The organism is Streptomyces sp. NBC_01214 (assembly GCF_026340975.1).
GTDB lineage: Bacteria > Actinomycetota > Actinomycetes > Streptomycetales > Streptomycetaceae > Streptomyces.
The window spans coordinates 4927715-4953019 of sequence record NZ_JAPEOS010000001.1 but is presented as its reverse complement, the minus strand read 5'-3'; the positions used below and the strand labels follow the sequence as shown (position 1 = coordinate 4953019).

The 25305-nt window shown below is 70.8% G+C and carries 26 protein-coding genes and 2 pseudogenes; 2 read left to right on the top strand and 26 right to left on the bottom strand.

The window, feature by feature from the left end; genetic code table 11:
• Positions 1-91: 91 nt before the first annotated feature.
• The 7 genes and pseudogenes from OG594_RS23155 to OG594_RS23125 all read right to left on the bottom strand — a co-directional run bounded on the left by OG594_RS23155 (position 92) and on the right by OG594_RS23125 (position 4502).
• Positions 92-529, bottom strand: a complete 438-nt coding sequence (locus OG594_RS23155) for an NUDIX domain-containing protein (protein WP_266601995.1) — start codon at positions 527-529, stop codon at positions 92-94.
• A 30-nt stretch (positions 530-559) separates the two neighbouring features.
• A pseudogene (locus OG594_RS23150) lies at positions 560-1360 on the bottom strand (SDR family NAD(P)-dependent oxidoreductase).
• Positions 1332-1508, bottom strand: a complete 177-nt coding sequence (locus OG594_RS23145) for a hypothetical protein (RefSeq protein WP_266601993.1) — start codon at positions 1506-1508, stop codon at positions 1332-1334. The pseudogene OG594_RS23150 and the gene OG594_RS23145 overlap by 29 nt, the downstream one beginning before the upstream one ends.
• Before the next feature lie 29 nt (positions 1509-1537).
• Positions 1538-1828, bottom strand: coding sequence for a hypothetical protein (locus OG594_RS23140; RefSeq protein WP_266601991.1), 291 nt, complete (start codon positions 1826-1828; stop codon positions 1538-1540).
• 769 nt (positions 1829-2597) lie between these two features.
• Complete coding sequence (locus OG594_RS23135) at positions 2598-3323, bottom strand: bifunctional 2-polyprenyl-6-hydroxyphenol methylase/3-demethylubiquinol 3-O-methyltransferase UbiG (RefSeq protein ID WP_266601989.1); 726 nt, start codon at positions 3321-3323, stop codon at positions 2598-2600.
• 287 nt (positions 3324-3610) lie between these two features.
• Positions 3611-4066 carry a WYL domain-containing protein gene (locus OG594_RS23130; protein WP_266601987.1) on the bottom strand — a complete coding sequence of 152 codons (456 nt, stop codon included), beginning with the start codon at positions 4064-4066 and terminating at the stop codon, positions 3611-3613.
• 25 nt (positions 4067-4091) lie between these two features.
• Positions 4092-4502 (bottom strand): YafY family protein, encoded by a 411-nt coding sequence (locus OG594_RS23125; protein WP_266601985.1) that lies wholly within the window; start codon positions 4500-4502, stop codon positions 4092-4094.
• Positions 4503-4599: 97 nt separating this feature from the next.
• Here OG594_RS23125 and OG594_RS23120 point away from each other — a divergent pair, with 97 nt between their 5' ends.
• Entirely contained in the window at positions 4600-5235 is a 636-nt protein-coding gene (locus tag OG594_RS23120; protein WP_266601983.1) for a TIGR03086 family metal-binding protein, read from the top strand.
• A 401-nt stretch (positions 5236-5636) separates the two neighbouring features.
• On the opposite strand, the gene OG594_RS23115 is transcribed toward OG594_RS23120, so the two are convergent.
• Both OG594_RS23115 and OG594_RS23110 read right to left on the bottom strand, forming a co-directional pair.
• Entirely contained in the window at positions 5637-7193 is a 1557-nt protein-coding gene (locus OG594_RS23115; protein ID WP_266601981.1) for an alpha/beta fold hydrolase, read from the bottom strand.
• A 538-nt stretch (positions 7194-7731) separates the two neighbouring features.
• Positions 7732-7902, bottom strand: a complete 171-nt coding sequence (locus tag OG594_RS23110) for a hypothetical protein (RefSeq protein ID WP_266601979.1) — start codon at positions 7900-7902, stop codon at positions 7732-7734.
• Between the two features lie 495 nt (positions 7903-8397).
• Between OG594_RS23110 and OG594_RS23105 the strand changes: the two genes are divergently transcribed.
• Positions 8398-9438 (top strand): methyltransferase, encoded by a 1041-nt coding sequence (locus OG594_RS23105; protein ID WP_266601977.1) that lies wholly within the window; start codon positions 8398-8400, stop codon positions 9436-9438.
• A gap of 100 nt (positions 9439-9538) precedes the next feature.
• Here OG594_RS23105 and mgtE read toward each other — a convergent pair whose 3' ends face one another.
• The 17 genes and pseudogenes from mgtE to OG594_RS23020 form a co-directional block, all read right to left on the bottom strand.
• Positions 9539-10897: a magnesium transporter gene (gene mgtE / locus OG594_RS23100; protein WP_266601975.1), complete on the bottom strand. Its 1359-nt coding sequence runs from the start codon at positions 10895-10897 to the stop codon at positions 9539-9541.
• A 262-nt stretch (positions 10898-11159) separates the two neighbouring features.
• Positions 11160-11903: a VOC family protein gene (locus OG594_RS23095; RefSeq protein ID WP_266601973.1), complete on the bottom strand. Its 744-nt coding sequence runs from the start codon at positions 11901-11903 to the stop codon at positions 11160-11162.
• Between the two features lie 181 nt (positions 11904-12084).
• A pseudogene (gene aroC / locus OG594_RS23090) lies at positions 12085-13038 on the bottom strand (chorismate synthase).
• Positions 13038-13199 (bottom strand): hypothetical protein, encoded by a 162-nt coding sequence (locus OG594_RS23085; protein WP_266601971.1) that lies wholly within the window; start codon positions 13197-13199, stop codon positions 13038-13040. The pseudogene aroC and the gene OG594_RS23085 overlap by 1 nt, the downstream one beginning before the upstream one ends.
• Positions 13196-14167 carry a methylenetetrahydrofolate reductase [NAD(P)H] gene (metF, locus tag OG594_RS23080; protein ID WP_266601969.1) on the bottom strand — a complete coding sequence of 324 codons (972 nt, stop codon included), beginning with the start codon at positions 14165-14167 and terminating at the stop codon, positions 13196-13198. The genes OG594_RS23085 and metF overlap by 4 nt, the downstream gene beginning before the upstream one ends.
• Positions 14164-15150, bottom strand: a complete 987-nt coding sequence (locus OG594_RS23075; RefSeq protein WP_266601967.1) for a carbohydrate kinase family protein — start codon at positions 15148-15150, stop codon at positions 14164-14166. Before OG594_RS23075 ends, metF begins: the two co-directional genes overlap by 4 nt.
• 1 nt (position 15151) lies before the next feature.
• Entirely contained in the window at positions 15152-16345 is a 1194-nt protein-coding gene (gene metK / locus OG594_RS23070) for a methionine adenosyltransferase (protein WP_266601965.1), read from the bottom strand.
• A gap of 208 nt (positions 16346-16553) precedes the next feature.
• Complete coding sequence (gene wrbA / locus OG594_RS23065) at positions 16554-17177, bottom strand: NAD(P)H:quinone oxidoreductase (protein ID WP_266603132.1); 624 nt, start codon at positions 17175-17177, stop codon at positions 16554-16556.
• Positions 17178-17197: 20 nt separating this feature from the next.
• A complete protein-coding gene (locus tag OG594_RS23060) occupies positions 17198-17722 on the bottom strand; it encodes a flavin reductase family protein (protein WP_266601963.1) in 525 nt (174 codons plus the stop codon).
• 24 nt (positions 17723-17746) lie between these two features.
• Positions 17747-18394 carry a phenazine biosynthesis FMN-dependent oxidase PhzG gene (gene phzG, locus OG594_RS23055; RefSeq protein WP_266601961.1) on the bottom strand — a complete coding sequence of 216 codons (648 nt, stop codon included), beginning with the start codon at positions 18392-18394 and terminating at the stop codon, positions 17747-17749.
• Between the two features lie 10 nt (positions 18395-18404).
• Positions 18405-19238: a PhzF family phenazine biosynthesis protein gene (locus OG594_RS23050; RefSeq protein WP_266601959.1), complete on the bottom strand. Its 834-nt coding sequence runs from the start codon at positions 19236-19238 to the stop codon at positions 18405-18407.
• Positions 19223-19606 carry a hypothetical protein gene (locus OG594_RS23045; protein ID WP_266601957.1) on the bottom strand — a complete coding sequence of 128 codons (384 nt, stop codon included), beginning with the start codon at positions 19604-19606 and terminating at the stop codon, positions 19223-19225. The genes OG594_RS23050 and OG594_RS23045 overlap by 16 nt, the downstream gene beginning before the upstream one ends.
• The gene (locus OG594_RS23040) at positions 19596-21488 is read right to left on the bottom strand and encodes an anthranilate synthase family protein (protein WP_266601955.1); all 1893 of its coding nucleotides are present in this window, start codon (positions 21486-21488) and stop codon (positions 19596-19598) included. Before OG594_RS23040 ends, OG594_RS23045 begins: the two co-directional genes overlap by 11 nt.
• Entirely contained in the window at positions 21485-22108 is a 624-nt protein-coding gene (locus OG594_RS23035) for an isochorismatase family protein (RefSeq protein WP_266601953.1), read from the bottom strand. Before OG594_RS23035 ends, OG594_RS23040 begins: the two co-directional genes overlap by 4 nt.
• Positions 22109-22149: 41 nt before the next feature.
• The gene (locus OG594_RS23030; RefSeq protein WP_323185280.1) at positions 22150-23334 is read right to left on the bottom strand and encodes a 3-deoxy-7-phosphoheptulonate synthase; all 1185 of its coding nucleotides are present in this window, start codon (positions 23332-23334) and stop codon (positions 22150-22152) included.
• A gap of 73 nt (positions 23335-23407) precedes the next feature.
• Positions 23408-23887 carry a PhzA/PhzB family protein gene (locus OG594_RS23025; RefSeq protein ID WP_266601949.1) on the bottom strand — a complete coding sequence of 160 codons (480 nt, stop codon included), beginning with the start codon at positions 23885-23887 and terminating at the stop codon, positions 23408-23410.
• A gap of 82 nt (positions 23888-23969) precedes the next feature.
• Positions 23970-25178, bottom strand: a complete 1209-nt coding sequence (locus OG594_RS23020) for an acyl-CoA dehydrogenase family protein (protein WP_266601947.1) — start codon at positions 25176-25178, stop codon at positions 23970-23972.
• Positions 25179-25305: the final 127 nt, after the last annotated feature.

Genomic DNA, 25305 nt, shown 5'->3' with positions numbered 1-25305 from the left:
CAGCAACCAGTAGCCGCAGCACACCGTAGACGCCGTCGAGGCCAACGCACCTCGGCGTTGCCCCCAACGGCAAGTCCACAAAGATGGACAGCTAATTCGCAGCCTCTGCCCGAAGCGTGCCGGCGCCGATGGCGCCCCGGAGGACGTGGGCGATCTCCTCGGGCTTGAGGTCGATTCCGTCGAGCCCCTCCACGGTCAGCGGGATCTCCTCCAGCGCGTACTCGCCCCGACCCTCGGCACTGAACTCGGGCCCGGTGCGATCGTCGAAGGACCAGGTGGCGATGCGGGCGAGGTAGAAGAGCTGACGCTCGTCGTCGGACTCCATCGTGTGGAAAATCCGCACGATGTCGGCCGTCCCTGCGATCTCCTCGTGGATCTCCCGATGGAGTGCGGCCTCCCGCGACTCGTCGCTGGGCTCCACGCCCCCGCCAGGGAGCACCCAGTACGTGGGGACGTCGGGCTTGGTGCGGCGGATGACCAGCATCGTGTCGTCAGCGGTGACGAGGACGGCGCGGACTCGTTCCTTCATTTCGGTCTCTCTCCTTGCTCGATGTCGGTCTCAGTGCAGCATCCAGCCGCCATCGACGTGGACGGATTGCCCGGTGATGAACGACACGGAGGGACCCACGAGGAACGCCACCGGGGCCGCGACATCTTCGGGCCGATCACGGCGAGGGACACGCTGGCGCTTGATCTGGTCCTCCGGGCGCGCGCGGTGCTGGGCAGGGATCGCGTTCTCGGCCTCGACCTGGATGGCGCCGGGCATGACCGTGTTGACGCAGACCCCGTACGGGCCCAGTTCGCGGGCGAGGGAGCGGGTCAGGCCCAGTAGCCCGGCCTTCGCGGTACTGTACGCGACGAGGTTCGTCCGGCCAGCGCGGGCGTTGACGCTGCCGATGTTCACGATCCGGCCCCAGCGGCGATTGATCACGCCGGGGGTCACGGCGTGGCAGGTGCGCTAGTGAGCGGTGAGGTTCACGTCGAGGGAGTAGCTCCAGGCCGCCTCGTCGGTGCCCTGCCAGGGGACGCGGGGGTAGGAGCCGGCGTTGTTCACCAGGATGTCGATGGGCCCGATCTGGGCGCGGACGAGCTCGACCACGGTCTGGACGGCGCCGGGATCGGTGAGGTCGGCGTTCGCCGCGATCCCGGGGCTGCCGTCTCGCTCGAAGGCGGCGAGGAGGGTGTGGGCATCGGGGTCCTGGCCGAGGTGGTTGACCGCGACGGTCGCGCCGGCGGCGGCGAGCGCGCGCCCGATCTCGGCGCCAATGCCGGTGGCCCCGCCGGTGACGAGGGCGGTGCGGCCCTGGAGCGGTCGGGCCTGGAGAGGGGTCTCACGCAGGGGCAGGGATCGGCCGCGCAACGATCTCGGCCTGGGTCGTGACGTACGGGGCGCGCGCGTCGAAGTGCAGTACCCGACTGCTGCATTCGCCCGGCACCATGTGCTTCACGGGGTACCAAGCAGCGTCGAACTGGAAGAGGTCACCGAGCTTGACCTCGTGAGGGAGCAAGAACTCCTCAGAGGTTCAGAGCGGGCGGCTCACGCGACGTGCTCCCGGTCGGCGTGGCCACGTGCGGGCCGAACCTCACCGTGCGCCTCGAGCCAGCGGCCGAGTTCGTAGGCGTCGGCCGAGCCGAGCGAGATGTGGACCAGCCCTTCGAGCTGACCATCCCGCCTCTCGTTTGCACCTGCCGGGTAGACCGCAGCCGCGATGCCCGCGCGCTGAGGAGCCTGCTGTATCGCAGGCACGGCGCTCCTCGCGATGATGCCGTCCGTCTCACGCGGGGTGGTACCGAGCTGCTGAGTCAATGCCGTGGTCTGCGTACTCAAGGTGTTCGTCCGCCTCGTACAGCGGCCGGTCGCCGACCGTCGCCCGGTCCCGCGGGTGCTCGGCAGCTCCTCGCCATCCGCACGCGCACACGGCCTGGAGGGCCACGGCGCGCGGGCGGCGGGCCCGACCGTCGTAGGCCGACCAGTGCGTGGTCGACGGCGCGTTCGGGCCGCTACCGACGCCGAAGTACACCGGCCCCCGGCTCGCTACCGCCGACGAGCACACCCGCCGCGCCCACCCGCGCACCCGCGCACCGGCCGCCCCACAACCAGCGCAGTTGGATACCGGGCCCCGCCATGCAGCACTGCTGAAGAGGGAGTCGCAGTTGCCGTCTCCGAACGAAAGGGCACGGCCGCGTGAGGCCAGCGCAGTCACACAAGCCCGGCTCGCGATCTCATTGGAGTCGACACCACAGGGGGGCGAAAAACCGGGAAAACGGCCGCCTGGCGACCCCTCCCCTCCGTATGAAAGAGCCCCGACCAGCCGGGGGGGGTGGGCTGGCCGGGGCGGGCCCCCGGCCAGCGGGGGGGTGCCGGCCGGGGGCGTACGGGGCGGAGCCGCAAGGGCAGTCGCTTCACAGCGGATCCCCCGACTCCAGCCGAACGATCCTCGCAGGCAAACAACCACCAAACCTGCCGGACACGCATCCTGACGCAAACCGCACGCACGAACAGCCTCCCTGACCGGTGAAGAACGGGGCGCTCTTCCAGCCCCGCCCGCCCCTCACGGACCGTGCCGCCTGTCCTGCATGGCGTGGATCACTGTGGATCAGGGGCGTCGTGCGAGGAAGACGAACTCTCCGCCCGGCCGGTCAGGCGCATCGCGCACGCCTTGCACCACGTAGCCATGGGCGACCAGGTCCGCCTCGACCTCGTTGCGCTCTCGGAAGCGCAGCGTCGAATCCGAGGTCAGCACCTGTCCGTCCGCCGCGAAGACGTAGGTCCAGCGGAAGGTCACCAGGGGCCAGCTCACCTCGATCAGCTGGACCCAGCTCTCGACGGAGCCGACGCCCGGGATCTCCGTCATGCGGTAGGAGTTCTCGCGGGTCCACTCTTCCCAGGTGCGTCTGGCCGGATCACGGGTCTCGAAGACCAGGTGCCCGCCGGGCCGTAGTGCCTCGTAGGCACCCCGCAGCGTCTTCTGCCAGGTGTCCGGATCAACGATGGCCTGCGCGACGTTCGCCGTCATCGTCGCGAGGTCGACCTTCAGTGACGGGAGGGCTGTGGCGTCACCGCAGATCCAGCGCACTCGCTCACTGCCCGGTTTGGCCCGGGCGACGTCGATGGATGCCTGGGCGGGATCGATGCCGACGACGTCGGCCCCGCGGTCGGCCAGGAGAAGCGCGAACACCCCTGTGCCGCAGCCGATGTCCAGAACGTGGCGCGCCCCGAACTCTTCCGCCATCCCGAGGTAGGCATCGAGATCGCTGCGGTCGGGGTCGAGCGGATCGTAGATCGCGGCGAGCCATGGATGCCCGAAGCAGTCGTCAGCCATGCGGCCGAAGGTACGCAGCGCCGACCCCGAAGAGCCACCGGGTTTCGGCGGCGGATTCCCACCGACCGACCCCGTATCGGCCGCACGTTCGATGACTTCTCTGCACCAAGTCAAGAGAGCTGGACGGGTTCGCGGCGGCCGTACGCCACGCGCCGGCCAGCACCGCCGTGCGCTGCCTGCACCGTGGCAACCCTTCCAGTTGATACGGCCCTCCCCGGCCATCCCCGGCCGGGCCCTGAGTCCGGGCCCCGTGACCTGCGACCGGACCGAGATCGGTTCGCCGTCGGCTACTGGCCGTGGGGTGCGTGCGGTTCCTCCCCCGCGTACATCCCCGTGAGTTCGGCGGCGATCCGGGCCAGCCACTGTCGTACCTCCGGCGGTTCCAGTACCTCGACCCGCGCTCCCAGCCCGGCCAGATGTCCGGCCAGGGCCTTGGCGGCCGGGCCGTCGACCCACACCTCGGTCCAGCCGTCCGGCAGCGGACCGCCGACGCGTACGCGGCCGCCGAGGAACCGTTGCAGCAGGTCCAGCGTGTCGGGGTGCACGCGGGCCCGGGCGGTCACCGCGTGCATGCCGTCCTGGAAGGCTCCGGACAGCGTCCGCCAAGCCGTGGCGAGGTCGAAGTCGCGGGGCCGGGTCACCGGTTCGCCGGTCGGCTCGACGGAGGTGACCCGGCTGAGCCGGAAGGTGCGCAGGCCCTTGTCGGTACCGGCGACTAGGTAGTCCACCCCTGCCTTGGCCACGAGCCCGAGAGGGTCGACGGTGCGTTCACCGATTGGTTTGCCGATGCCCGTTGCGGGACCAGTCCGTGGCGTCGACGACCCCCGCGCGGGTCGCGGCTTGGGCCTGCGCCCGCATCGGCGGCGGCAGGGCCCGGACCAGCTTGCGCAGCGTGGCGCGCAGTTCGGGGGTGGCCGACAGGGGGCCGGTGACGAGGAAGAGCGCCCGGATCTCGTCCGCGGTCAGCCCGGTGAGGTCGGTACGGGCCCCGCCCACGAGGGACCAGCCGCCGCCGCGGCCGCGCTGCGAGTAGACGGGGATGCCGGCCGCGGCCAAAGCCTCCAGGTCTCGGCGCGCGGTGCGCTCGGACACCTCCAGTTCGGCGGCCACTTCGGGGACGGTGACGCGGCCGCGCTCTTGGAGGAAGAGCAGGGTCGCCACCAGCCGGTCGGCTCTCATGTGCCCTGTTCCTCCTTCGTGGGTGCTGCGTCGTCGCCTTTCATTCTCTTCGGAAAACAGGCCAGAAGGTGGCCACTTTTGCTTACAGGATGAACCCATGAACAAGACCGAGCAGCTCATCGAGACCCCGTCCGACTCCACCGGTACCGTCGCCGCCCCGTTCTCCTTCGATCCGCGGACCGACCTCGCCGCGGCCGTCGAGCTGGCGGGGCGTACGCTGGCCGCGGTCCGGCCCGATCAGTACGACGCCCCGACCCCCTGCGAGGAGTTCGATGTACGGCGACTGTCGAGCCACCTCGTCGCCGTCGTCCGCAGGATCTCGGTGATCGGGCGCGGCGAGGACCCGTTCAGCGTCCCGTCCTTCGCCGACGAGATCGCCGACGGCGCTTGGGCGGCGGCCTGGGTGCCGGGCGCCCGCGAGGTCGCGGAGGTGTGGGCGGATCCGGACATCCTCGGCCGGCAGCTGCGTCTGCCGATGGGCGTCCTCCCGGGCGCGGCTGCCGCGGCCGTCTACACCCACGAACTCACGGTGCACACCTGGGACCTGGCCAGGGCGACCGGACAGGACCCGGACTGGGACCCGGCTCTCATCGAGCGTGTGATCGGCGTCGTACGTCGCGCGCTGCCGGCCGAAACCCGCGGCGAGGGGATCCCCTTCGGAGAAGTGGTGGCCTTGGACCCCGAGGCCCCGGCCATCGACCGGCTCGTGGCCTGGGCGGGACGCCGGCCCTGAGGGCCCCGGTGCGGAGGACGGCCGCATAGGTCCTCTCGTCAGAGTGGCCCGGCCGAGCCCGCGGCGTCCGGTGCCAGGGGTCTCCCCCAGGGCTCCAGGGCCGAGGGGAAGCAGGGCCAAGGCGGAGGGGCGCCCGTGTACGGGACGTACTCGGGCGCCGCGGGCCCGGCAAGATCCGGAAGAGACGGCCTGGGTGCCCGCTGGCAGTGCTGTCCCCCAGCCGCACCTCCGGTCCGGAGTGATCTTTGGACAACAGCCTCCGTTGCCGATGAGAGGCGGGCAGCGGCCTGACTCCGGGGTGCGCTCCGGTCCGCACGGCTCCCTGGTGCCTTGCTGGCCGCTGGTCACAGCTGAGTGGCCGTAGGCGGCCTCCACCTGGCCGGGGCCATGCCGTCGGCTCCCTACGGGAACGGCGGCGGGTCCTGGCAGGTCACGTCTGCGGCAGGCAGCCTGCCCGTGGCGAGGTACTTGTTGACCGTGGCGTCGGCGCAGGAAGCCGGTTCGGAGAGGTACACGCCGTGCTTCTCGCCGCCCAGCGCCAGCACCATCCGTGAGCCCTTGAGCGCCTTGTGCAAGCCCTGGCCGCTGACCAGCGGGGTCTGGGAGTCCCATTCGTTCTGCACGGTCAGCACGTTGGCCCGGGTCTTCATGGGCGTCGCGGGCTCAACCGGCGGCTGCCAGAAGGCGCACGGCTTGATGTTCGACGCGAAGTCCCCGTACAGCGGATACTTCGCCTTGTCCCGCGCCGCGTCCCGCGCGTACTGATCGGGGTCGCGCGGCCAGGCGTCCGTGTCCCCGCACACGACGGACCAGTAGACGGCCATGCCATCGGAAGCGGAGTCGGCGGCTGCGGTGCCCGGCCCCGGGGTGTTCAGCTCGGAGGCGGCAGCCCCGGAGGGCCGGGACCCGGCGAGCAGTTGCTTCAGATCCGGCGCGTCGCCGTTCGCCGGCCCGGGCCCGTTCTCGGCCAGGGACTTGAGGTACTTGATGACGGCCGAGGCTCCGTACGGGGAGAAGAACAGGGAGGGGTCTGACCTGAGGCTGTCACCCGTGACCTGCTCCCCGTTGTGGTTGATCGGATCCCTGTCGGCGCGGGCCACCAGGCTCCAGAAGGTGGCGGACACCTCTTCGGGAGTGGTGCCGAGCCCGTACCGGTCCGAGCGCTCCGCGGCCCACCGCGTCCACCGCGCGAACGCGGGCTCCGCTTCGGTGGCCCACACCTGGATCATGCCGCGCCAGACGCGCTGCGGATCCACCCCGCTGTCCAGCACGAAGCGGTCGGTGCGCTGCGGGAACATCTGGGAGTACACCGCCCCGAGGTAGGTCCCGTACGAGTAACCCAGGTACGAGATCTTCCGTTCGCCGAGCGCCGCACGGATGACGTCCAGGTCGCGGGCAGTGTTGCGGGTGGTGATGTGGGGAATGACGTCACCGGACTTCTCCCGGCACTTGTCGGCGACACTTCGTGCCCAGGCCACGTCGGAGGGGAAGGTCTCGGGCCGGTACGGGCCACCGAGGCCCCGCTCGTTCGCGCTCAGCCCGCCACAGGAGATCGGGCTGCTCTTGCCGACCCCGCGCGGGTCGAAGCCGATGAGGTCGTACTGGTCCCGTACGTCCTTGGGGATCTTCGTGTCCAGGACCACCGGCCGGAACAGCGAGGAAGCGCCGGGGCCACCGGGGTTGAAGAGCAGGACCCCCCGCCGCTTCCCCGGGTTTTCGGTCTTGATCCGGGATATCTCAAGGTCGAGCATCCGGCCTTGGGGGTGCTGGTAGTCGAGCGGCACCTTGAGGGTCGCGCACTCGTACGTCACCGGCTGATCGGGCCTGCAGCGGTGCCAGTCCGGCTGCTGGCGCATGTAGCCGGGGACCTGGGCGGCAGCTGCCTGGGGGGCCGTCAGCAGGGGTAAGGAGGTCGCGATGAGTCCGACCGTGGCGAGCAGCGGTGCGAGGCGTTTCATGGGAGGCGTGCCATCCTTCTTCCGGTGAAATCGCTGGTGTGACCACCGTGTGGCATCGGCGGGCAGGAGCGAATCCCCAGGAAGACCCGTCCCTGGTCCCTCTCCAGTACCACGCGATATCCAGACAGGCGGCCGAAATCCGGCTCCCGAATGCTCCGCTCCGCCTTTCGGGCGCGACCACGGCACCGGCCTGACACAGACATGATCACCGCTGGTACGCAGGGTCCTACGACCGGCTCGGCGCGCCCGGCGGACGCCGCCGTGCCCCGGTAGTCCGCTCCCCCTCAAGTAGGACCGCCGCGCTGGCAACGGCGGAACCGCCCCGAGCAGGCCGGCCATACCGAGCCGCCGCCGACGGCCACGCAGACACGGCGGGGCCGGGTGACGGTCCTTCCCCCGTCCGGTCTCACGACCGACCCGGACGGCGCGGGACAGCAGCATCGAGCGGACCCGGGTAGAGCGCGGCACCGGCCACTGACGCACTGTGACGGAGCAGTCGTCCGAGCGACTGGCAACCGGCGACCAGCGACCCGTGCCGTTACCTGTCCTGCGCGGTGAGGAGCAGGACCAAGGCCTTGGACCGGGTGGTCCCGAGCGCCCCGGCCACCGCTTCGGCGGACACGCCGTCGTCACCCAGCGCGCCAGCGGCCGTCCGGCCCTCCCGGGCGGCGATCCGCACCAGCACACCGGCAGCGCGCAGCGCGGCCAACGGCGCGTCCGCAGCCGTGCCGGTCAGCTGCTCGGCCCAGGAGTAGGCGGGGCTACTGCTTGACCGTCGTGACCGGACTCGGTGCGGACCGTACCCCCGGTGTTGCCGAGCTCGCGGGGCGACGGGCGGCGGGCGGCGTCGCAGCGCCGGTGACGGCGGGCGACGGCCTGCAGCAGAACGTCGAGGGCGCGATGGTCCGGGCTGAAGACTGCGAGGCCATCGACGTGCAAACGCGTGGATCAGGGCACGGGTCCGGGAAGCCCGGCTTGCACGCATCCTTCACCGAAGGCCTGCTCCGTGGAGCAAAGTTGCAGATCGCTCAGAGCGCGCTACCGGCGTGCCCGAACGGGCCAACAGAATTCTCTCAGTTCACCGCTCGGCCGCAGGCGCTCAGGCAAATGACTCCTCTTCTACGCGTCATTCGAAGGGGGAAGAGCGCCGCGCCACGGCAGGTACGACGACGACCGCGACGACTACGAACGGAAGTGATCGAGGGTGACCGCCGATATTGCCGCCAACAACGAGCTGAGTCCGGATGCCGCGAAGGGGCGCATGCTGGACTTCCAGAACGGCCTGAGGCTGGCGCATCTGCTGTACGTGGTGGCCGAATTGGGAGTGGCCGATCAGCTGGCCGCCGGTCCGCTGCCGGTGGACGAGATCGCCAAGCGCGTCGACGCGCACCCGGGCACCCTGTACCGCGCGTTGCGGGCCATCGCCAGCAAGGGGGTGTTCACCGAGGTGGCTCCGAGTACCTTCGCGCTCAACACCATGGCCGAGACGCTGCGCTCGGACGTCCCGGGTTCGCTGCGGGACCACTTCCGGTACGAGGGGCAGCCGGCGTTGCAGCAGGCGTACGCGGCGCTCGGGCACAGCATCCGCACCGGAGAGTCCGCGTTCGAGCACGTGCACGGCACCGACCTGTTCTCCTACCTGACCGCTCGCCCGGAGATGGGGCAGATATTCAACAACGCGATGGGCGAGATCGTCGGCCACCTCCAGAGCGTCGCGGTCGCCTCCTACGACCTGACCGGGATTCGGAAGATCGTGGACATCGGCGGTGGTCACGGGTATCTCGTGGCGCGGATCCTGCAGCGCTACCCGGAGATGCGCGGTGTGGTGTTCGACCTGCCCGAGGTCGTGCCCGGGGCCGTCGAGGTGCTCACCGAGGCCGGTGTCATCGACCGTGGCGAGACGGCGTCCGGTGACTACCTGGCCGCCGTTCCCGCCGGCGCCGATGCCTACGTGATCTCGCACGTGGTGCACCAGCTGAGCGACGCGGAGGCGATCACCGTTCTGAGGAACATCCGCGAGGTCATGGACCCCGCCGGCCGGGTCGTCATCCTCGACCCGGTGATTCCCGAGGGCGACGTCCCGCACCCCGGGAAGTTCCTGGACATCGTGATGATGGCGCTCACTCCGGGACGGGAGCGCACGGAGGCCGAGTTCGACGCGTTGTTCAAGGCGGCCGGTCTGCGCCACGCGGAGACGGTGGCGCTTTCGGCGCCGTCGAGCGTCATCGTCGCCGTCGCTGACTGAGTCGGCAGCGGACAGGGCCTCCTGGCGGCCGGAGTGGCTGTCCCACTCGGGCACCAGGAGGCCCTGTCGTCGCGCGCCCTGTCGTCGCGCCCTGTCCTCGTCACATGCCCAGGACGGCCCGGGCGGTGAGGAAGTAGATCACGAGTCCGGTGGCGTCCACCAGGGTCGTCACCATCGGGGCCGAGACCACCGCCGGGTCGATGTGAAGACGCTTGGCCAGGAGCGGCATGGTGCCGCCGACCGTCGCGGCCCACCCGCAGATGATCACCAGGGCGACGCCCACCACCAGGGCGATCTGCGCGCCCACGAACGCCGTACCGAGCGCCATCCCAAGGGTTGCCAGCATCGTTCCGAGCACGAGCCCCACCCTGCATTCTCGCCAGATGATCACGGGCAGGTCGGAGCCGCGGACCTCGCCCAGAGCCAGCGCGCGCACGGCGGCGGTGGCCGCCTGGGCGCCGATGTTGCCTCCCGTACCGATCAGCAGCGGGATGAAGAGGGCGAGCTGGGTGACCTGCTCGAGGGTCTGTTCGAAGGCATCGGTCACCGCCACGGTGAGCGTCGCGGCCAACAGCAGGAGCAGGAGCCATACGACCCGGTGGCGGGCCAACTGCCACACGGTCGCCGCCATGTAGTGTCCGCTCCACGGAGCCGACCCGGACTGACGTACGACGTCCTCCGTGTCCGCCTCCTCTATCACCTCGACCGCGTCGTCGATGGTGAGCAGCCCGACGAGCCGCTCCTCGCTGTCGACGACGGGCAGGTCCAGGGTGTTGGTCGCGCGCATCAGGCGCGCCGCGTCCTCGGCGGGATCCGAGGCGTACGCGCGGGGCGCGTCGGCGGCGACGAGGTCGAGGACCTCCCGTCCCGACGGGCTGAGTACGAGCTCGCGCAGCTCGACGACGCCGATCAGGCGGCGTCCGGCGTCCACCACGGGCAGTGTGTAGATGGTCTCGGCGTCCGCGCCCTTGGCCCGGACGTGATCCAGCGCCTGCCGGACGGTCAGGTGCCGGTCCACCGCGACCACCTCCGGTGTCATGTAGCGCCCCACGGAGCCCTCCGGATACCCCAGCAGGGCGGCGGTCATCTGGCGTTCGTGCGCGCTCAGCCCCGCCAGGACCCGCTGGACCACCTTGGCCGGGGCCTCGTGGAGCATGCGTACGCGGTCGTCTGGATCCAGCTCCTCGACCAGCTCGCGGAAGGCCGTGTCCCGCAGCCCCATCAGGATGGCCTGCTGGTCGACCGGCTCCAGTTCCTCGAAGACCTTGATGGCTTCGTCCTTCTCCAGGAGCCGGAAGGCGACGACCGCGTCGACGGCGTTCATCCGCGCCAGCTCGTCGGCGATCACATGGGGCGGGCGCTGGCCCAGCAGGAACTGGGCGTCCCGGAGGTCGTGGCGTTCGAGAGCGTCCTGGAGTTCGGTGGGCAGCTCGTCGTCGGAGAGTCGGACATGCGTCATGGCAAGAGTCACCTCGGCAGGCAGGGGGACGCGATGTTCTACTGCTCGGGACGCGTACCGACGCCGGCCCCCGCGTGGTGGAGATCAGCTCTGCCGGGGCACAACACGCCCCGGCCGTAAGGCGGTACGCGAGGTTCGACTGGGAGGCTCGCTCTGCACGGCGAACCACCTCCTTCCTTCGCATGCGGGCACGCGAGCGGGGCACCACCCCGGTGGGAAGGCTCTCCGCCGGAGCCGGCCCACCGGTGTGGTGCGGCTGGTCTCAGGCTCGGGCGACCAGCGCGAAGCGCACGCCGGACGGATCCTTCAGGACGGCGACACGTCCCACACCGGTCACGTCGGTGGGAGCGGAGACGACCGTGCCGCCCAGCGAGGCGGCCGTCACCGTTGCCGCTTCGACGTCCTCGACGCCGAAGTGCAGGCTCCAGCCCGTCGAGTCCGCGGGCCCCTCGGTGATCCCGCCGAACTCCTCCGCGTCACCGGCTGCGGTGACGCGCGTGGTGTCGCCTGCCGTCGGCGGCAGGGCCGTCCAGCCGAAGACCTGCTCGTAGAAGGCCGCGGAGCCGTTGACGTCCGGGGTGCTCAGCCCGAACCAGGACGGCGTGCCGGGTTCGCGCACCAGACCGGAGCCGGGGTGCTTGTCGGGTTCCCAGGCACCGAAGAGGGCCCCGTCGTGGGCCCTGTACACGGCAGCACTGCCGGCGACCGACACCTTCCGCGGGGGACTGACCACACGGCCGCCGGCCGCCTCCACCGCCTTCGTCGTCTCGACCAGGTCGTCCGTCATGAAGTAGACGCTCCAGCCCGCGGAGTGCTCCTCACCCTCCTTGAGCTTGATCGCGCCCACGATCTTCTCCGCGCGCAGCGCGAAGTTCACGTAACCGCCGGGCAGTTCAAGGGCCTCCCAGCCGAACAGGGAGGAGTAGAAGGTGCGCGCGGAGGGGACGTCGGGAGTGTCGAGGTCCGCCCAGCACGGTGCGCCCGGAAGGTGGCGAGTGATCTTCATCGTTCTCTCCTCGTACCGCAGTGATCCATCGTCGTCACGGTGAGCCGGCAAGCCCGGGCTCAACTCGACCAGCGTGACGGTCCACCGCAGTGCGGCTCCAGCAAGCGGCGACACATCGCGGATTCTTTCCACCGGTTGTGCCGCCCGTGCCGAATTCACTCACGGTGGGCGGACGCCGCGCTCACCGGATCGTCAGGTGGTCGAGGTACGACCGGACGGCGCGGCGGGTCTCAGGTGTGCTGTCGCCGCCGAACTTCTCGGCTACCGCGTCCGCCAGCACGAGGGCGGCCATCGCCTCGGCGACGATTCCGGCCGCCGGCACCGCGCACACGTCCGAGCGCTGGTGGTGGGCCCGCGCGGGCTCGCCGGTGGCCACGTCCACCGTCCCCAGGGCCCGCGGCACGGTCGCTATCGGCTTCATCGCGGCGCGCACCCACAGCAACCCACCGGTGCTCAGACCCCCCTCGACGGCGCCGGTGTCGCCCTCCGTGTGGGCCCGGTCCACTGCGGCGACCATCGCCTTCGACGCGTCCGGGTCCAGGCAGCGCACCGGGTCGGCGTCGAGCCTCGCCACGTCGGCGGGCGTCGGGCGGACGCCTCGGGGGGGCCTTCGCGGAGCCGAGTTCGATGACGTGGCTGACGATCTCGATGCCGGTGGTCTGCTTCAGGTACGAACGGGCACCGCGCCCAGCGCGACCCGGGCCGCCGTCTCCCGGGCCGAGGCGCGCTCGAGCACCGGCCGCGCCTCGGCGAAGCCGTACTTCTGCATCCCCGACAGGTCCGCGTGGCCGGGCCGGGGCCGGGTGAGCGGCGCGTTGCGGGCCAGCCCGGCCAAGACCTCGGGGTCGACCGGGTCGCCCGCCATCACCTGCTCCCATTTGGGCCACTCGGTGTTGCCCACGGTGATCGCGACCGGGGAGCCCAGGGTCAGCCCGTGCCGGACACCGCCCAGGAAGGTGACCTCGTCCCGCTCGAACGTCATGCGCGCACCACGTCCGTGGCCGAGACGCCGCCAGGCCAGCTGGTCCGCCAGCATCCGCGTGGTGACCGGTACGCCGGCGGGTAGACCCTCCAGCGTGGCGACGAGTGCGGGGCCGTGGGACTCTCCCGCGGTCAGCCAGCGCAACCTGCTCATCAGCCGCCCTCCTCACCGGACGCGCCCGCACCGGACGGATGGCCGCACCACGGGAAGGGTCTTCGCAACTCGGCGCGGAACGTCGGGAGGGTCTTCGTCAGGCGCTTCGAGCCCGGCATCCGGGCGACCGGGTGGGTGCCGGATGCGGTGTCCGTGGTCATGTCTGCTCCGGGATGACGGCCGCCGGGGTTTCCGGCTGCCGGTGACCGGGGGGTGCGGGCAGCCGCAGCGCCCGGTGGATGTCCATGGCGGCGGACGAGTCATTGAGCGTGATGTAGTGCAGGCCGGGCGCGCCCTCGTCGAGCAGACGCTGGGCGAGTCCGGTGGCGTGGTCCACGCCGATGCGGTGGGACGTGCGGGGGTCGTACTGCGCGCTCCGCAGCCGCATCGCGAGGTGGTCGGGGAACGTGGCGTTGCTGAGCCGGGCGAACCGGCTGATCTGTTCGTAGCGGGTGGCGGGCATGATCTCGGGGATGACGGGGGTGTAACATCCGGCGGCCGCGAGCCGGTCGCGCAGCCGCAGGTAGTCCTCGGCCCGGAAGAACATCTGGGTGATGGCGTAGTCCGCGCCCGCCCGGCACTTGGCCACGAAATGGCGGATGTCGCCCTCCCAGTCGGGCGAGCGCGGATGCCGCTCGGGGAAGGCCGCGACGCCGATGCTGAAGTTGCCGCAGTCGCGGATGAGTTCCACGAGTTCGGCGGCGTGGTTCAGCCCGTTGGGGTGGGGGACCCACGGCCCGTTCGGATCTCCGGGCGGATCTCCTCGCAGCGCGAGGACGTCGCGGATGCCGGCGTCGGCGTAGCGGCCGATGATGGCGCGCAGTTCGGCCGTGGAGTGGCCGACCGCGGTGAGGTGTGCGACCGGGCGCAGCGTCGTGTCCTCGGCGATGCGTTCCGTGAGGGAGGTGGTGCGTTCCCGGGAGGAACCGCCCGCACCGTAGGTCACCGAGACGAAGGCGGGTCGGAGGGGCTCGACGCGGCGCAGCGCCCTCCACAGGGACCGTTCGCCCTTCGCGGACTTCGGCGGGAAGAACTCGAAGGAGTACGACCGGTGGTCGGACGCGATCAGTTCGGCGGGACCCGGCTGGACCGCCGGGACGGGCGCGGGGGCCAGGGTGGTCGCGGTCATGGCCGGGCGTCCTCCGGCAGCAGGCCCGTTGCCGGGCGGCCGGGGGCCTCGTACGACGTGGTCAGCAGGTCGCGCAGGAGGGCGGGGGAAGCGGTGTAGGTCTGGGTGCCGACGGAGGCGAGGGCGAGTGCGGCCAGGGCGGAGCCCGCCTGCGCGCAGTCCACGGCGTGCTCGCCCTTCGTGAACGAGGCCAGGTATCCGGCCCGGAAGGCGTCCCCGACACCGGTCGGGTCGGTGACCGTCGCCCCCGCGACCGCGGGTACATCGAGCACGGGATCACCGGCGCGTTCGATGCGGCTGCCCTTCTCGCCGAGGGTGGTCACCCAGGTGCCGACCTGCCGCAAGACGTCGGTGCGCGTCCAGCCCGACTTGGCGAGCAGCAGTCCCCGCTCGTACTCGTTGGTGAACAGGTGGTCGGCTCCGGCCACCAGTTCACGGATCTGCTCGCCGTTCAGACGGGCGAGCTGCTGGGACGGGTCGGCGATGAAGCGGAGGCCGAGGGCGCGGCAGGCGCGGGTGTGGCGGAGCATCGCGGCGGGTTCGTCCGCGCCGACGTGGACGAGGTCGAGGCCGGCGTGGTCGCGGACGACGGCGGCCAGGTCGATCGCCGCCGCCTCGGACATCGCGCCCGCGTAGAAGGAGGCGATCTGGTTGCCGGCCTGATCGGTGGTGCACAGGAAGCGAGCCGTGTGCCGGGTGGGCGAGATGTGGACAGCCGAGATGTCCACCCCCTGGTCGGCCAGTCGCCAGCCGTACGGGTCGAAGTCTGCGCCCACCGCGCCCACCAGGAGGGGACGGTGTCCCAGAGTGGCCAGCCCGTACGCGATGTTGGCGGCGACGCCGCCGTCCCGGACCTCCAGGGAGTCGACCAGGAACGAGAGCGATACGTGGTCCAGGCGGTCGGCAAGGAGTTGGTCGGTGATGCGGCCGGGGAAGGTCATCAGGTGATCGGTGGCGATGGAGCCGGTGACGGCGATCCTCATGTCAGCACCCCGCTGCGCGGCGCAGGGCGTCCACGCGGTCGGTGCGCTCCCAGGTGAAGTCCGGCAGCTCGCGTCCGAAGTGGCCGTAGGCGGCGGTCCGGGCGTAGATCGGGCGCAGCAGGTCCAGGTCGCGGATGATGGCAGCCGGGCGCAGGTCGAAGACCTCCCTGATGGCCGTCTCGATGGCCGCGTGCGGCACGGCGGCCGTGCCGAAGGTCTCGACGAAGAGGCCGACCGGCTCGGCCTTGCCTATGGCGTAGGCGACTTGCACCTCGCAGCGGCGGGCGAGACCGGCGGCGACGACGTTCTTCGCGACCCAGCGCATGGCGTAGGCGGCCGAGCGGTCCACCTTCGACGGGTCCTTGCCGGAGAACGCTCCGCCGCCGTGCCGGGCCGTGCCCCCGTACGTATCGATGATGATCTTCCGGCCGGTGAGTCCGGCGTCGCCCATCGGGCCGCCGATCTCGAATCGTCCGGTGGGGTTGATGAGCAGCCGGTGGTCCTCGGTCTCCAACTTGATCCCGTCGTCCGCCAGCCGCGCGAGTTCGTGCTCGACGACGTGCGTGCGGATGTCGGGAGCCAGCAGGTCGTCCAGGTCGACGTCGGCGGCGTGCTGCGCGGAGACGACCACCGTGTCCAGGCGGACGGCACGGCTGCCGAGGTACTCGATGGTCACCTGGGTCTCGCCGTCCGGACGCAGATACGGTGCGATGCCGTCCTTGCGGACCTGGGAGAGCCGGTACGCGAGCCGGTGCGCCAACTGGATGGGCAGGGGCATCAGTTCGGGCGTTTCGTCGCAGGCGTATCCGAACATCAGCCCCTGGTCGCCGGCGCCTTGCGTCTGCAGGGCGTCGCCGTCCTCGCCGGACGGGTCCACGCCGAGCGCGATGTCGGGGGACTGTGCGCCGATCGAGACGGAGACGCCGCACGACCGGCCGTCGAAGCCCTTCGTGGACGAGTCGTAGCCGATGTCGAGGACGGCCTCGCGGACCAGCCCGGGAATGTCGGCGTACGCGGTAGTGGTCACTTCCCCGGCGACGTGGACCTGGCCGGTCGTGATCAGGGTCTCCACGGCGACCCTCGACCGCGGGTCCTCCTGGAGAAGGGCGTCGAGGATCGTGTCGCTGATCCTGTCGGCGATCTTGTCGGGGTGGCCCTCGGTCACGGACTCGGATGTGAACAGGCGGCGGGGCATGGCTCTCCCTGGGTCGCAGCGGCTGCTGACTGGTGGTGGAACGTGCGTGGGGTGGCTGGGGCCGGGCCGGAGGGCCCCCGGGGGACGTGGGGGCTCTCCGGCCGGCGGGAACGCGGACCGGGCCGACGGCGCCGTAGTCCGGCCTCTGCCGACGGGCAGGGGCATCGACGGGGGCTGCCCTTCGTGTTCCGTACGGGGTGCGGAGCCGCTAGCGGCTTCCGCCGGACCGGGCGGCGACCGCCCGGGCGAGGGTCACCACGCGCTCGGCCTGGACGCGGGCCGCGTTGCGGGTGACGTCGCCGACCGGCGCAGTGCCACCGGCGTCGTGGTGCGCGGTCCCGTAGGGGTTGCCGTCGACGAACTTGTCCGGGTGCGTGAAACCGGGGGCGACGACGATTCCGCCGAAGTGGTGGAAGGACTGCATCAAGGCCAGCAGAGTGGACTCGTTGCCTCCGTGCGGGCTGCCCGTCGAGGTGAAGCCGCTGTAGATCTTGTCGGCGAGTTCACCCTTGCGCCAGGCACCGCCCAGGGTGTCGAGGAACTGCTTGAGCTGGGCGGACACGTTCCCGAACCGCGTCGGCGACCCCATGAGGACGGCGTCGGCCCACACGATGTCGTCGACCTCGGCCACCGGGATCCCGGCCGATGCCGCCGCGTGGGCGGCCCAGGTCGCATTCGATTCGATGGCGTCCCGGGGAGCCAGCTCCCGCACCTTGCGCAAGCGGACCTCGGCGCCCGCCTTCTCTGCCGTCTCCGCGATCTCGTGGGCGATGTCGGCGACATGGCCCGTGGAGGAGTAGTAGACGACGGCGACCTTCACCGCGTCCTTCACGGTGTTCTCCATGGCAGCGGTCACCAGTCCGCCAGGTGCAGGATCTTGACCGGCTCCTCGGTGCCCGTGTCGGCGTCGGTGGCCGGGTGGGCGAAGGCCCGGTTGTAGTACACGAGCGGGGTCCGGTCGTTAGTGTGGGTGTCCACCACGCGGCCGACGAGGATGCTGTGGTCGCCCGCGTCGAGGACGGCGTGCATCGAGCAGGCGACGCGGACGCAGGCGCCGTGCGACCCGGGCAGCCCCAGTTCGCAGGGCTCCATGTCGGCGTCGGCGAACCGGTCGACCCCGGACCGGGCGAAGCGCAGCGCGACGTCGTCCTCGCCGTGCGCGAGTACGTTGATCAGGAAGCGGTCGGCCGCGGTGAACGCCTCGTGCGTGCTGGCGGTCTTGTTCAGGCAGACCAGGACGAGGGGAGGCTCGAGGGAGACGGACGTGAACGAATTGGCGGTGAATCCCCAGCGTTTGCCGGTGCCGTCGATCGTGGTCACGACGGTCACCGGTCCGGGGACCCGGGCCATGGCCCGGGTCAGGGCGGTGCGTTCCATGGTGTCAACTCCGGTTCGTCGTGGTCAGGGCTGGAGCCGGCTCACCTGCCACCCGTGGTCCTGGCGGTCGTAGCGCAGCCTGCGGTGCAGTCGCTCGGAGTCGGCGCACCAGAACTCGACGACGACCGGCGCCAGCCGGTAGACGACGAAGCGGTCCGGGCGGGGCAGCGGGGTGCCGGCGGCCTCCAGACGGGCCGCTTCGGCGCGCAGGGCGGCCACTGCCGCCGTGCCGTCGAGCGGTTCGCTCTGCCGGGAGAGCGAGGACATGGCGTGCAGGGGGACCGGGCGGCCGGACCAGAAGGCGTCGGACGCGGCGTCGCTCGGCCGTGCCACCGGGCCGGAGACGATGAGCTGCTGGCCGGTCTCGCGCCAGTAGAAGAGGCCGGAGGCCCATCCCGTGACGGCCAGTTCGCGGCCCTTCTGGCTGGTGGTGTGACTGGCGAACGCCAGTCCGCGGTCGTCGACCTCGGTGACGGCGACGATGCGGTTGGAAGCCCGTCCCCGGCTGTCGGCGGTGGCCAGGGCGAGCGAGCGGGGTTCCCGCACGCCGTACGCGGTCGCCTCGGCGATCCACCGGTGGATCAGCGGCATGGGGTCGGGCGGTGGGGCGTCGTACTCGGGGAAGTCGATGTCGATCTCGCCGGTGAGGCTTTCGAACTGACTGGTGTTCACGTGGTCCTCGCTAGACGTAGATCGTGCCGCGGGCTGCGATGGCGCCGTGGCCGCCGACCTGCACGCTCCGGACGTGCTCGCCGGTGCCTTCCGCGGTCACCAACATCAGCGAGGGGCGGCCCATCTCGACCCCCTGAAGGATCCGGAGCCCTTCCCCGTACGTGCTGAGCCCGTGCCGGGCCAGGTGGATGGCGAGCGGGCCGGCGGCCGATCCCGTCGCCGCGTCCTCCACCACCCCGTAGGCAGGGGAGAACATACGGGTCCGCCACTGGGTGCCCTCGCCGGCGAAGCAGTTGGCCGCCATGTCGGGGAACCGGCTCAGGGCCCGGTGGTCCGGGCGGAGCGCCGACAGCGCGGCCACGCTCTCGAGCCCCACGAAGACGTGCCGGGGGCCGTTGCGGTAGATCTCGACCGGTGTCGTGGACTCCGCGACGCCGAGCGCCTCCAGGAGCTCGGCGCTGTGCTCGTACGGCTGCCAGGTGGGTACGGGCTGCTCCATCCGCACCGCCGGGACGCCGTCGTCGTCGCGGAGCCGGAACGGGACGGGGCCCATCGCGGTCTCCAGGAGCAGCCGCTCCTTCTTCATGGTGTGACCCAGGGCCACCGCCGTACCGAGCAGGGGATGACCCGCGAACGGCAGTTCGTTGACGGGGGTGAAGATGCGGATCCGCGCGTCACCGCCCTGCTGCGGCGGCAGGACGAAGGTGACCTCGGAGAGGTTCATCTCCCGGGCGATGCGCTGCATCGTCTCGCCGCTCAGGTCCGCGGCGTCGAAGAAGACGGCCACGGGATTGCCTTCGAGCGGCCGGCGCGCGAAGGCGTCCACCACTATGTATGCGTGCACGGTGTCTCTTTCCCGGGTATGAAGGTGGTCGGTGCAGCCGATGGCGCGAACACCGGGCCGAGGCCCTGCAGTTCGCGGAGTGCGTACGCGCCTTCGACTGTGGCCTCGACGTCGAATCCGGTCCGGTGGGTGGGCGGGCGGCCGATCAGTTCGGCGGCGCGGTTCGCCGGGAGGCCGGCCGGACGGTCCGACTCCCAGAGCATGACCGCGCCCCAGCGGTTGCGCAGCCGGTCGGCCATCCAGAACTTCAACCGCAGGCCCGGGACTTCGCGCCACGCGTCGACGGTGCCGTCCCGCAGGTGCTCGCGCAGGGAGTCGATGGTCTGTGGGGAGCCGTCGAGGTCCCACCAGGCGATGTCAACCCGCACGGTCGAACACCTCCCGGATGGTCTGCCCGACGATGCGCGGCCCGTCGACGGTCAGCACCGACTCGGCGTGGAACTGCATCGAGGCGAAACCCGGGCCGCGGAGCGCGTGCACTTGGCCGGTGCCCTGGTCACGGCTCACCTCCACCCGCCCGATCCCCTCGATGTCGAGCTTGTCCTCGGTGCTGCGGGCGGCGAACGTGTTGTAGAAGCCCACGCGTTCCCGGGAGCCGAACAGGTCGATCTCCCGCTGCACGCCCTGGTTCGGGACCTTGCGGCGCACGAGGTCGAGGCCGAGGGACAGGCTGAGCACCTGGTGGCTCAGGCACACGGCGATGAAGGGCCGGCACTGCTCCAGGAGCCCGTCGATCGCCGAACGGAGATGACGGACCTTGGGGTCGTCGGCGGCCCGGGGGTCGCCGGGGCCGGGCCCCATCACCACGAGGTCGTGGCCGTCGAACCGGTACGGCTCGTCGAAGCGGCTGACCTGCACCCGCAGGCCCTGGGCGCGGAGTTGGTGTCCGATCATTGCCGTGAAGGTGTCTTCCGCGTCGATGACCAGTGCGTTCAGTCCCTCCAGCCCGGTGACGGCGGGCCGGCGGCCGGCGGCGTCCTCCAGCCAGAACCGGGAGATGCCGCTGTTACGGCGGCTGAGGGCGGCACGGACTTCCGGATGCGCCCCGAAGCGGCGCACGGGTCCGGCCTCCAGGGCGGCGAGCAGCCCGGCGGCCTTGGCGCGGGTCTCCGCGACCTCCGAGACCGGATCGGAATGGCGCACCAGGGTGGCGCCCACTCCGATGCGCACGCGGCCGTGTTCATCGATGTCGGCGGTGCGGATGAGGATGGCCGAGTCGAGTGAGCGCTCGCCGTCCACGTCCCGGCCGATCAGCGCGGCCACACCGCTGTAGTAGCCGCGCCCCTCGGGTTCGTACTTCCGGATGACGCGTGCCGCGCTCTCCAGCGGGCTGCCCGTCACCGTGGGGGCGAACATCGTCTCGCGCAGGATCTCGCGCACGTCGCGGTCGGTCTGCCCCTCGATGAAGTACTCGGTGTGGGCCAGCCGGGCCATCTCCTTGAGGTACGGCCCCAGGACCCGACCGCCGTCCGGGCAGATGCGGGCCATCATCTTCAGTTCCTCGTCGACGACCATGTACAGCTCGTCGGTCTCCTTACGGTCCGCGAGGAACTCGGTGACACCCTCCAGCGTGGGGCCGGCGGGAGGATACCGGTAGGTGCCGCTGATCGGGTTCATCACGGCGGTCCCGTCGCTCACGGAGATGTGACGCTCGGGCGTGGCGCCGACGAAGGTCCGCCGGCCGGTGTGGATGAGGAAGGTCCAGTACGCCCCCTGCTCGCGTTCCAGCAGACGGCGGAAGAACGCCAGCGCGCTGTTCAGCGAGTAGTCGCCCATCTCGGCGACGAGGGAGCGCTTGATGACGAAGTTGGCGCCCTCGCCCGTGCCGATCTCGTCTTCGACCACGCGCCGTACGGTCTCGGCGTACTGCTCGTCGTCGACGTCGAAGCCGCGGGCCGTCACGGGGGTCGGGGTGTCCGGGAGGCGTGCGAGGAGCTCGGCCAGGGGCACACCGGCCTGCTCGCCGATCGACAGCGCGACGACCGGCTCGCCGTCGTCGGGCGCTGTGAACCCCCGCTCGGTGATCTGCCGGTACGGCACCACGACCAGGACGTCGTGCTCGGTACGGGGCGCGCCGGCGTCCGGCCCCCGGAAGGGGACGTCCGCCAGCGTCCCGTACAGGGTGACGTCCCCGGTCAGGACGTCGACGGTGTCCGGGAGACCGGACTCCGGCCGGTGCAGCAGGGCGAAGGCAGCCGGCTCCAGGCCCAGGACGGCGTCGAGCAGGTCGCCCTGCTTCCGGCCGCTCATGCGAACACCTTCGCGGACAGGACGACCATCGCGCACCGTCGGGCCGCGTAGTCGAGGGCGAGCCGGTGGTCGTCCTCGGAGAAGTCGCCCAGGGCGTCGGCGGCCAGGAAGGGCTGGATGTCGTGGGTGAAGGCGTCCAGCGCCGTCGCCAGGATGCCGACGTGTGCGTAGACACCGCAGAGGATGAGCTGGTCGCGGCCCTCGGCCCGCATGCGCGGCAGCAGCTCGGAACGGAAGAAGGCGCTGTAGCGCCATTTCGTGAACGTCCAGTCGCCCTCGGCGGGCGCCAGCTCGGGCGTCACTGCGCGGTCGGCGGGGTCGGTGCGCATGCCCGGCCCCCAGAAGTCCTTGAGCAGCCCGCGTTCCTCGTCGGTCATGCGGCCGGGCTGCGCGGTATACGCCACCGGCACGCCGGCGGCGGCACACCGCTTGCGCAGCTGGGCGGTGTTGTGGACGAGCTCCGTGCGCAGCGGGTCCGGCAGGGCGTTCAGGAAGTAGCGCTGCATGTCGTGGACGAGAAGGACGGCGCGCTCCGGATCGGGGGTCCACTGCGCCAGGTTCTCGGGCAGGCTCTCGGCGGTGGGCAGCGGGTAGGGCGCGATGGGCGGTAATCCGGCCATCGAACCACTCCTTTCCAGTGATGTGGCCGAAACGGCGGTGTTCACAGAGCGTCGGACCATGCGGTGACCAGGGAGACGGCCTGCCGTGAGTTGAGGCGGGGATCGCAGAACGTGGTGTGCCGGTCGCCGACCGATCCGAGCGAGGTGATGTCGGCGACGCACTCGGTCACGTCGTCCGGGGTGGTCTCCAGGTGCAGTCCGCCGACCACACCGCCCGCGGCCGCCACCGCGCGCCGGAATCCGGTGATCTCCCGGGCGAGGGTGGTCAGCAGGCGGGTCTTCTTCCCGCCCGGTGCGGTGACGGTGTTGCCGTGCATGGGGTCGCACAGCCAGATGACGGGATGCCCCGCGGCGCGGACCGCCGCCACCAGGGACGGCAGGCGCTCTTCGACGGCATCGGCGCCCATGCGCGAGATGAGCGTGAGGCGGCCGGGCTCCCGGAGCGGGTCGAGACGCTCGCACAGGGCGGTGATCTCTTCGGTGGTCATGGACGGGCCCACCTTGCAGGCCACGGGGTTCACGACGTCGGCGAGCATCTCGACATGGGCGCCGTCCAGTTGCCGGGTCCGTTCGCCGATCCACGGCCAGTGTGTGGAACCGAGCCAGCGCCGCCCGTCTCCGACTTCGCGGATCATGGAGACCTCGTAGTCCAGGAGGAGTGCCTCGTGGCTGGTCCACACCAGGGGTTCGATGCCCGGCCACGCACGCAGGGCCGGTGCGCGCCAGCCCAGGTGTTCCATGATGTCGCCCGCCGCCATGTATCCGGTGAGGATGCGCAGTGGGTCCGGCTGCCGCTTCTCCAGATCGGGTTCCGGGCTGTTGACCATGTGACCGCGGTACACGGGCAGGACCAGGCCGCCGGCCTGCTCGAAGGAGTTGGACCGCGGCTTGGCGAACTGTCCCGCGATGCGCCCGACTCGGATGACGGGCTTGCCGGTGACCATCTTGAGCGTGGTGGCCAGCAGGTCGAGCACGGCGGACTTCCGCCGCACGTGCTCCGCGGTGCACTCCTCCGGGTCCTCCGCGCAGTCGCCCGCCTGCACCACGTGTGCTTCGCCGGCGGCGACGGACGCGAGCAGCGAGCGGAGCGTGTGGACGTCGTCCACGCGGACCAGCGGCGGGCGGGAACCGAGGATCTCCCGCACGCGCTGGACCTGTGAGAGATCGTTCCATTCGGGCTGTTGCAGGGCTTTGGCGATCTGCATTTCGGTTACTGCATGTCCCACGATTTTGCCCCCCGTGAGGCTACGTGAATGAACGGCCGGATCATGTCGGTCCCGTGCTCGTTTCGGCAGCCTGTCAGGTCGGAATTCCCTCGCGCTCGACGCGCGGGACGGGGATTCCCAGGGACCGGAACTGCTGGCACGGGTTCATGAACTCGCGCTGCTGCTTGATCTTCCCGTTCTCGAACAGGAAGGAATGGATGAAGTGATTGCGGTAGAGGCCTTCGGGATATCCGGGGAAGAGAATCTTTCCCTCACCGTCGCATTCGACCCAGAAACGGTTGGGGTCCTGGGTGTCGAAGATCTCGATGTTGGTCCAGGCCCAGTCGGGGAAGCACTTGAGCGACCAGACGGCGTGCTCGCCCAGCCGGTCGCGGCTGCGGATGACGATCGGCTCGCCGCTCTCCGTGGTCCACAGCCCGCCGACACCGTCCTCCGTGAAGAGGAGGTGCCGCCGGAGCCGGTCCTCACCTCGGGTGTTCATGTACTGCTCGACGACGGCGCGGTTGTGGTCGCGCAGCCCGGTCTCGTCGGTGGGTATGCGGGGCTCTGCCATGGGGGTCCTCAGCGGTGGATGGCGAACGGTCAGGATCAGCCGTGCCTCGGTCATCGGGGCATCGGGGCATCGGGGCATCCGGTCAGACGATGAAGCTGATGTCGCGGGGGTCCTGGCCGACGAGGGCGCGGCCGTAGACCTGCTCGGGGATGCCCATGCCGAAGCCGGCGTGGCGGCTGCCGACGTTGATGTCGCGCCAGAGCCGCTGGAGCGGGTTGGCCTCGTTGAAGGCGGAGGAACCGTGGGCGGTCAGCAGGGTGTCGACGGCTTCCCGGCACAGCCGACCGACCTGGGCGGACTCCAGCCGGTTGCGGGCCCGGACGGTCAGATCGATGTTCCTGCCGGCCCGGGCGTACTCGTCGACGGTGTCGGCGATGCGCAGGGCGATCAGCTTGGCCGTGTCGATCTTCGACGTGGCGTCGGCCAGGTCGAGCTGGAAGGTCGGCGACTGCGTCTGGTCGCGGTAGGTGGAGCCAGCGACGGGACGGGTGGGGCCCTTGTCGCGGACGTAGCCGAGGGCGGCCTTGGCGCCGCCGATCAGCGCACCGATCAGGCCGATGGCGAACAGGCCGGTCAAGCTGTTGCGGTAGGGCAGATCGGCGTCGACGACACCGTCGGTCTCGCCGTTGAGGATGGGCACGTAGGGCACCAGACGGTGGCTCGGTACGAAGAGCCGGTCGGCGACGACCGTGTTGCTGCCGGTGCCGCGCATGCCGGCGAAGTGCCAGGTGTCCTTGATGGTGACCGCGTCGGCCGGCATCAGGGCGAACTGGATGTCGGGCCGGTCCTCGGCGGTAGGGACGGCGATCAGGGCGCTGACCCACTGGGCGTGCAGGCAGCCGGAGACGTAGGCCCACTCGCCGCTGACGACGACGCCGCCGTCAGCCCGCTCGACGTTCTGCGCGGGTAGCCCCAGGACCAGGGCGCACCGGGCGTCGGGGTTCTCGCCCCACACCTCGTCGCCTGCGGCCGGAGGGAACAGCGACGCCACGAAGTTCCCGGCGTTCAGGACGCCGGCTATCCAGGCGGCGGAGCAGCAGCCGCGACCGAGCGCGGTGGCGACCTCGAGGAGGGTGCGCATGTCCGTCCCGTGGCCCCCGAGCCGCCGTGGTGTCATCAGCCGCAGCAGGCCGGCCTCGGTCATGGACGAGACGACTCGTTCGGGTACGCGCCGCTCGCGTTCGCAGTCGACGGCGTCTTCCCACAGCAGGTCCCGCAGCCCTTCGGCCCGCTTCACGAGTTCGGCGCGGTCGGGAGTCTCCACGGCGGAAACGGCCACCGGATTTGACATTCCGAATCATTCCCTTCGCATTTCTCGGCTCTGGAACGCTAGGACTCCGAATACGTCGAAGTCAAGGAAGTTCTATCGGTGCACAGAGAATTCATCTGTCAGGAAAAGGGCATGGCTGACCTGCGTG

What these genes read in the sequence shown, in the direction of transcription:
- OG594_RS23155 (WP_266601995.1), bottom strand. Translation starts at nt 529, where the DNA reads ATGAAGGAACGAGTCCGCGCCGTCCTCGTCACCGCTGACGACACGATG.
- OG594_RS23020 (WP_266601947.1), bottom strand. Translation starts at nt 25,178, where the DNA reads ATGTCAAATCCGGTGGCCGTTTCCGCCGTGGAGACTCCCGACCGCGCC.
- OG594_RS23085 (WP_266601971.1), bottom strand. Translation starts at nt 13,199, where the DNA reads ATGACCACGGACACCGCATCCGGCACCCACCCGGTCGCCCGGATGCCG.
- OG594_RS23025 (WP_266601949.1), bottom strand. Translation starts at nt 23,887, where the DNA reads ATGGCAGAGCCCCGCATACCCACCGACGAGACCGGGCTGCGCGACCAC.
- OG594_RS23040 (WP_266601955.1), bottom strand. Translation starts at nt 21,488, where the DNA reads ATGAGCGGCCGGAAGCAGGGCGACCTGCTCGACGCCGTCCTGGGCCTG.
- OG594_RS23095 (WP_266601973.1), bottom strand. Translation starts at nt 11,903, where the DNA reads ATGAAGATCACTCGCCACCTTCCGGGCGCACCGTGCTGGGCGGACCTC.
- mgtE (WP_266601975.1), bottom strand. Translation starts at nt 10,897, where the DNA reads ATGACGCATGTCCGACTCTCCGACGACGAGCTGCCCACCGAACTCCAG.
- OG594_RS23075 (WP_266601967.1), bottom strand. Translation starts at nt 15,150, where the DNA reads ATGAGGATCGCCGTCACCGGCTCCATCGCCACCGATCACCTGATGACC.
- metF (WP_266601969.1), bottom strand. Translation starts at nt 14,167, where the DNA reads ATGACCGCGACCACCCTGGCCCCCGCGCCCGTCCCGGCGGTCCAGCCG.
- OG594_RS23115 (WP_266601981.1), bottom strand. Translation starts at nt 7,193, where the DNA reads ATGAAACGCCTCGCACCGCTGCTCGCCACGGTCGGACTCATCGCGACC.
- OG594_RS23120 (WP_266601983.1), top strand. Translation starts at nt 4,600, where the DNA reads ATGAACAAGACCGAGCAGCTCATCGAGACCCCGTCCGACTCCACCGGT.
- OG594_RS23135 (WP_266601989.1), bottom strand. Translation starts at nt 3,323, where the DNA reads ATGGCTGACGACTGCTTCGGGCATCCATGGCTCGCCGCGATCTACGAT.
- metK (WP_266601965.1), bottom strand. Translation starts at nt 16,345, where the DNA reads ATGCCCCGCCGCCTGTTCACATCCGAGTCCGTGACCGAGGGCCACCCC.
- OG594_RS23060 (WP_266601963.1), bottom strand. Translation starts at nt 17,722, where the DNA reads ATGGAACGCACCGCCCTGACCCGGGCCATGGCCCGGGTCCCCGGACCG.
- OG594_RS23035 (WP_266601953.1), bottom strand. Translation starts at nt 22,108, where the DNA reads ATGGCCGGATTACCGCCCATCGCGCCCTACCCGCTGCCCACCGCCGAG.
- OG594_RS23125 (WP_266601985.1), bottom strand. Translation starts at nt 4,502, where the DNA reads ATGAGAGCCGACCGGCTGGTGGCGACCCTGCTCTTCCTCCAAGAGCGC.